Raw genomic sequence first — 5,028 nt, forward strand, 5'->3', positions numbered from 1 at the left:
GTAAATTTTCAGCGTTGCTGGCTCCCCGTCAGCCGGATTGGGTTGCATCGCAGGGGTGTCGAAAGAGTCAACTGCGGTCCAAAGCTGTTGGACTTGGGTGAAAAGGGCGTTTATTCTTCCTATACGTAGGTTTGCAAATCCTTCTTTAATTGCTTCTTCCGTTAAGGAACTAATCCACAATCTTTTGATAGGTGCTTTCGTTCCTGACTTTAAGAATACCCATCGCTGGATAACCTCTCCTTCTTGTCCAGCATCCCCGCAGTTGATAATTTCTTCGGCGTTTACAAGAAGTTGTTTGACAATTTTAAATTGCTTTTTAATTCCTTCATCATCTATGACCTTAATTCCAAATCGAGAAGGAATCATGGGCAATTTTCTTAAATCCCAATATTTCCATTCCGGTAAATAATCGTTTGGTTCTTTAAGCGTGCACAAATGCCCGAAAGTCCAGGTTACTTGATATCCATTACCTTCGTAATACCCATCTTTACGAGTATTAGCACCGATAATGGCAGCGATATCCTTGGCAACACTTGGTTTCTCAGCAATGCAAACTTTCATGAATTAACGCGTAAATTTCTTTATATTAAATGAATAAAGATGTTTTTCATCTTTATCTTGTTCTAAAATATCTTCTTCTTCCCATTCTACCCAATTTACAAAAGGGAAAAAGGTGTCAGCTTCTTCAAATGTGTTATGTACTTGTGTGACATACATTTCATTTAAAAGTCCTGTTTCTAAGGCCAGTTGGTAGATTTGAGCACCACCAATAATGAAGCATGTTAAGTCTTTTCCTTCAAGATGTTGTGCGACTTCTTTTAAATCATAAATCACTGTTGCACCTTCTGCACTATAGTTTTTATCTCGTGTTAAAACGAAGTTTAAACGATTTGGAAGCGGTCTGTACTTCTGAGGAATAGATTCCCAATTTTTTCTTCCCATTACAACAGCGTGACCCGTTGTCGTTTCCTTAAAAAATTGCATATCTCTTGGTAAGTGCCAAAGCAAATCATTGTTAGCACCCATTTCTCGGTGTTTCCCAATTGCAACAATTAAGCTATATTTAATACCCATTTCTGTTTCCTTATATTTTAAAGCTAATTAAATTGCAACAGCTGCTTTAATGTGTGGATGTGGATCGTATCCAACTAATTCAAAATCTTCAAATTTAAAAGAGAAAATATCTTTAACATCTGGATTTATTTTCATTGTTGGAAGTGGACGTAATTCTCTAGATAATTGAAGCTTAGCTTGGTCAAAATGGTTGGAATACAAATGCGTATCTCCAAAAGTATGAACGAAGTCTCCAGCCTCCAATCCACAAACTTGCGCTAGCATCATTGTAAACAATGCGTAGCTTGAGATGTTAAAAGGAACACCCAAGAAAACGTCTGCTGAACGTTGGTAGAGTTGACAACTTAATTTTCCATTTGCAACATAGAACTGGAACATGTTGTGACAAGGAGGTAAAGCCATTTTATGAATGTCTGCTACGTTCCACGCACTTACGATATGTCTTCTCGATTCCGGATTGTTTTTCAAACCATCTATCAAGATTTTAATCTGATCAATAGTTCCACCTTTACCGTCGGGCCAAGAACGCCATTGATGACCATAAACAGGTCCAATATTACCATCTTCGTCCGCCCATTCGTCCCAGATTGAAACTTTATTGTCTTTTAAATATTTAATATTGGTATCACCACTAATAAACCATAGAAGTTCATGAATAATCGAACGAAGGTGTAATTTCTTTGTTGTAATTACCGGAAAACCTTTACTCCGAGCTCCTAGTCGCGAGTTGCAGCGACGGCATCGTCGGCTGTTGCACCTTGTCGGCCGAGGATCCCGAGTTCTGGCCCGACGCCCTCAAGGGGGAGGCCGCATATCTGCACAAGCTCGCGGTGCGACGGACACATGCGGGCCGGGGTGTCAGCTCCGCGCTGATCGAGGCTTGCCGCCATGCCGCGCGAACGCAGGGGTGCGCCAAGCTGCGGCTCGACTGCCACCCGAACCTGCGTGGCCTATACGAGCGGCTCGGATTCACCCACGTCGACACTTTCAATCCCGGCTGGGATCCAACCTTCATCGCAGAACGCCTAGAACTCGAAATCTAACGTCCGTTCGGGCATCGAGGTCCATGTCGGGGTGGGACGGGCCCGTGGCTTCAAGATCACTTGCAGTCCGACCGCGATGTCTTGGTTGCGCGAGAGGTTGTCGACAGGCCATGCTGAGTGTGCGATGGTTGATCGCTTCCTCGCCGCTCTCCACGGCGACGATGGCCGCCGCCATCAGCAAGTGCGCCAGTTCCCCTATGGTGCCCTCGCTGCGTGTGAGCAGGTAGCGAGCCATGTCCAGCGTGGCAATTGGGGAAGGCCGGCGCAGCGGGAGCGAAGCGGCGAAGCTGGCCAGCAGTGAGCAGCAATCGTCGTTGGCCTCCCATACCGGCAGCATCATCGGCTCGAAGCGATTTTCCAACTGGTCATCGGAGCGGATGGCTAGGTAGGCGTCGCGCGTGCCTACCCCAACCAACGGGATGCGCAGTTCGTTGCCGAGGAAGCGCAGCAGGTTGAGGAATTCCCGGCGGTTGACGCTGTTGCCGGCCAGCACGTTGTGCAGCTCGTCGATCACCAGCATGCGCACGCCGACCTTGCGCAGCAGTGCCAGAGCCAGTTGCTCCATTTCCGGCAACCGTGGGCGTGGGCGCAGCGGCGCACCCATCGCGGCGAGCAGCGCGACGTAGAAGCGGATCACGGACGGCTCGGACGGCATCTGCACGACCAACACCGGGATGTGCTCCTGGTCGGCGTCGGAGCTGGCCGGGTGGGTGCGGCGGAACTTCTCGACGTTCATCGACTTGCCATTGTTGGTCGGGCCAACCAGCAGCAGGTTGGGCATGCGTTGCTTGTTTGGCCACGCATAAAGGGCTTCCAGCCGGTTCAGCGCCTCGACTGCGCGCGGATAGCCGATCCAGCGGTCGGCGCGAAGGCGCTGGATGCGCTCGTCCGCCGGAAGACGGGCCAAGCCCTGGGCCGCCGGCAGCAGGTGGGACAGGTCGATGATGGGATATTCGTCCACGGCTACCACTCCTCAATCTGGTCGAACGGTTTGGCGGGTGGCAAGTTGTCTGCCTGCGGGTCGGCAATATCCGTATCCGGCGGAACGGGCTTGTCCGGCCGAGCTGATGTCTTGAGGTGCTGGCGGCGATCCGCGTCACGCCGCGCCTTGCGTGTGGCCTTCTGCGCGCTGGTCACAATCTCACGCATCTGGCCGATCATGCGGAACAGCGCCGACTCATCCACCTGTTCGCGCCCTTGCTGCCGCAGTTTCGCCAGCGCCTGCCGTTGTTCCCAGAGGGTGACAGCCGGATGCGACAAGGTACGGTAGGGAATTTCCAGGTAATGCTGTCCCTCCGGTTCCAGGACCCAGATACGGCTGATGTCGCGCGGATCGCGCCGGATCAGAAAGGACGGCCAGCGTTCACGCCGCGCAATCCACGGCTTGAGCGCATCGGCGTAGTAGTGGATGTGGTCGATGACAAAGCCGGTGCGGGTCAGCGTGCGCCGGAGGATCGGCAGAAAATCGACCAGGAACGAAGTAGCGCGTGTGACGACGGCCGGTACGCCGACACGCGCCACGGCCTCGGCCCAGCGCGCGGCCGGCGGTTGGAGCAGGCCGTTGTGCACCGAACCGTGGTAGGTGCCGACCGCCAATGTGAGCCAGCGCTCTAGCTCGCGCAGCGTCAGGGCGGCCTTGTTTTCGGAATCGTAGTCGCCGCGCTGGTCAGGGTTGGAGAAGGTCGTTCCCGGCAGTTCGTCGTGAATCATCTGCATCGCCGTGCCGATGATCCGTTCCACGATGCCGCCATAGTGCGGCTGTCCCAGCGGGCGATAGTCCAGCCGGATGCCATGCTGCTCGCAACCCCGGCGCAGGGCCTCGCTCTTGAACTCGGCCGCGTTGTCTAGGTAGAGCAGCAAGGGCTTGCCGCTCATCTGCCAATCCATTTCCACGTTCAGTCCTTCCAGCCAAGGGCGCTTGTCGCAGGCGACATGCACGAGGCACAGGCCAACCGAAACGGCAGACGGCGCTTCCAGCGTGACGACCATGCCGAGCACGCAGCGGGTGAACACGTCGATGGCGAGGGTCAGGTACGGGCGGCCAATAGGTTGCCGGTCGCGGTCATCGACCACGATCAGGTCGATGACCGTATGGTCTATCTGCACCTGCTCCAGCGGCGCGGTCACGGCAGGAGGCTCGCCGCCCACACCTTGTAGGTCACGAGCGGCATCCTGGCCTTCCCGCCGGCGGATGACCTTGCGCGGGTCAAGGCTAGCGATCCGTAAGGCCACGGTATTGCGCGCCGGCACTCGCAGTTTTTGAGCCTTGCACACCTGAGTGACTTCGCGGTGAAAGGCCGCTAGGCTGCGCTTCTGCTTGGTCAGGAACCGCTTTTGCAGTAGCTCGTGGATGACGCGCTCGACCGGTTCCGGCAAGCGCCCCTTACCTTTACCTCCACCGGACTGGCCGGGCACCAGATCCGTCACGAGGCCGCTGCCTTGCCGGGCACGCCGGATCAGAACGTATACCTGGCGCCGAGACAAGCCCAGCGCCTGAGCCGCCATATCGGCCGCTTCGTGCCCGACCGTCTCCGACTGCGCCAACGGACTGATGATCTCCGCACGACGGCGCGCACGCTCCCAAGCCTCATCAGGCAGAGTGGCCACGCCTTGTTCTGGAATCCGTGGGGTGTCCGTCGCCATGCTCACCTCGCTTTGGTGCACACGAGTATTGAGCATAGTCGAGATTGGTGCAGATCACTTCTGATATTGAACTGTCAGGAGCTGGCTGCACAACAGCCATTACGCCCAATCAACTGGTGCAGTCGTCTTCTGAAAATGACAGCCGAGCTGGCCGGGTACAGTGCGGCCCAGGTGAAACGGATATGGGCCGAGGTCAGCCAGGCCGAAGCGAAGCAGCACGGCGCGTTCGTGGAGGACGCATTGACGGAAGCCGATGCCCTGGCCGCTG

General features: G+C 54.8%; 4 protein-coding genes and 3 pseudogenes. 2 read left to right on the forward strand and 5 right to left on the reverse strand.

Going from position 1 to position 5,028, the window contains the following annotated elements; all coding sequences use genetic code 11:
- From FTU39_RS13460 to FTU39_RS13470, 3 genes and pseudogenes are all read right to left on the reverse strand, one after another.
- Positions 1-561: toprim domain-containing protein (locus tag FTU39_RS13460; protein WP_257222118.1), on the reverse strand; the 561-nt coding region annotated here is incomplete at its 3' end.
- 3 nt (positions 562-564) lie between these two features.
- A complete protein-coding gene (dfrA20, locus tag FTU39_RS13465) occupies positions 565-1,074 on the reverse strand; it encodes a trimethoprim-resistant dihydrofolate reductase DfrA20 (RefSeq protein WP_179990692.1) in 510 nt (169 codons plus the stop codon).
- A gap of 27 nt (positions 1,075-1,101) precedes the next feature.
- Positions 1,102-1,782 (reverse strand): annotated as a pseudogene (locus tag FTU39_RS13470) (thymidylate synthase); the annotation flags it as partial.
- Here FTU39_RS13470 and FTU39_RS13475 point away from each other — a divergent pair.
- Positions 1,776-2,117 (forward strand): annotated as a pseudogene (locus FTU39_RS13475) (GNAT family N-acetyltransferase); the annotation flags it as partial. The pseudogenes FTU39_RS13470 and FTU39_RS13475 sit on opposite strands and share 7 nt — an antisense overlap.
- Here FTU39_RS13475 and FTU39_RS13480 read toward each other — a convergent pair.
- The gene (locus tag FTU39_RS13480; RefSeq protein ID WP_179990694.1) at positions 2,086-3,078 is read right to left on the reverse strand and encodes a TniB family NTP-binding protein; all 993 of its coding nucleotides are present in this window, start codon (positions 3,076-3,078) and stop codon (positions 2,086-2,088) included. The pseudogene FTU39_RS13475 and the gene FTU39_RS13480 sit on opposite strands and share 32 nt — an antisense overlap.
- 2 nt (positions 3,079-3,080) lie before the next feature.
- The gene (locus FTU39_RS13485; RefSeq protein ID WP_000179844.1) at positions 3,081-4,760 is read right to left on the reverse strand and encodes a Mu transposase C-terminal domain-containing protein; all 1,680 of its coding nucleotides are present in this window, start codon (positions 4,758-4,760) and stop codon (positions 3,081-3,083) included.
- Positions 4,761-4,889: 129 nt separating this feature from the next.
- Between FTU39_RS13485 and FTU39_RS13495 the strand changes: the two are divergent.
- Positions 4,890-5,028: pseudogene (locus FTU39_RS13495) on the forward strand (resolvase); the annotation flags it as partial.

Origin of the sequence: Acinetobacter sp. YH12099, assembly GCF_013419195.1 — a bacterium.
Taxonomy (GTDB): Bacteria; Pseudomonadota; Gammaproteobacteria; order Pseudomonadales; family Moraxellaceae; genus Acinetobacter; species Acinetobacter towneri.

What these genes read in the sequence shown, in the direction of transcription:
- dfrA20 (WP_179990692.1), bottom strand. Translation starts at nt 1,074, where the DNA reads ATGGGTATTAAATATAGCTTAATTGTTGCAATTGGGAAACACCGAGAA.
- FTU39_RS13485 (WP_000179844.1), bottom strand. Translation starts at nt 4,760, where the DNA reads ATGGCGACGGACACCCCACGGATTCCAGAACAAGGCGTGGCCACTCTG.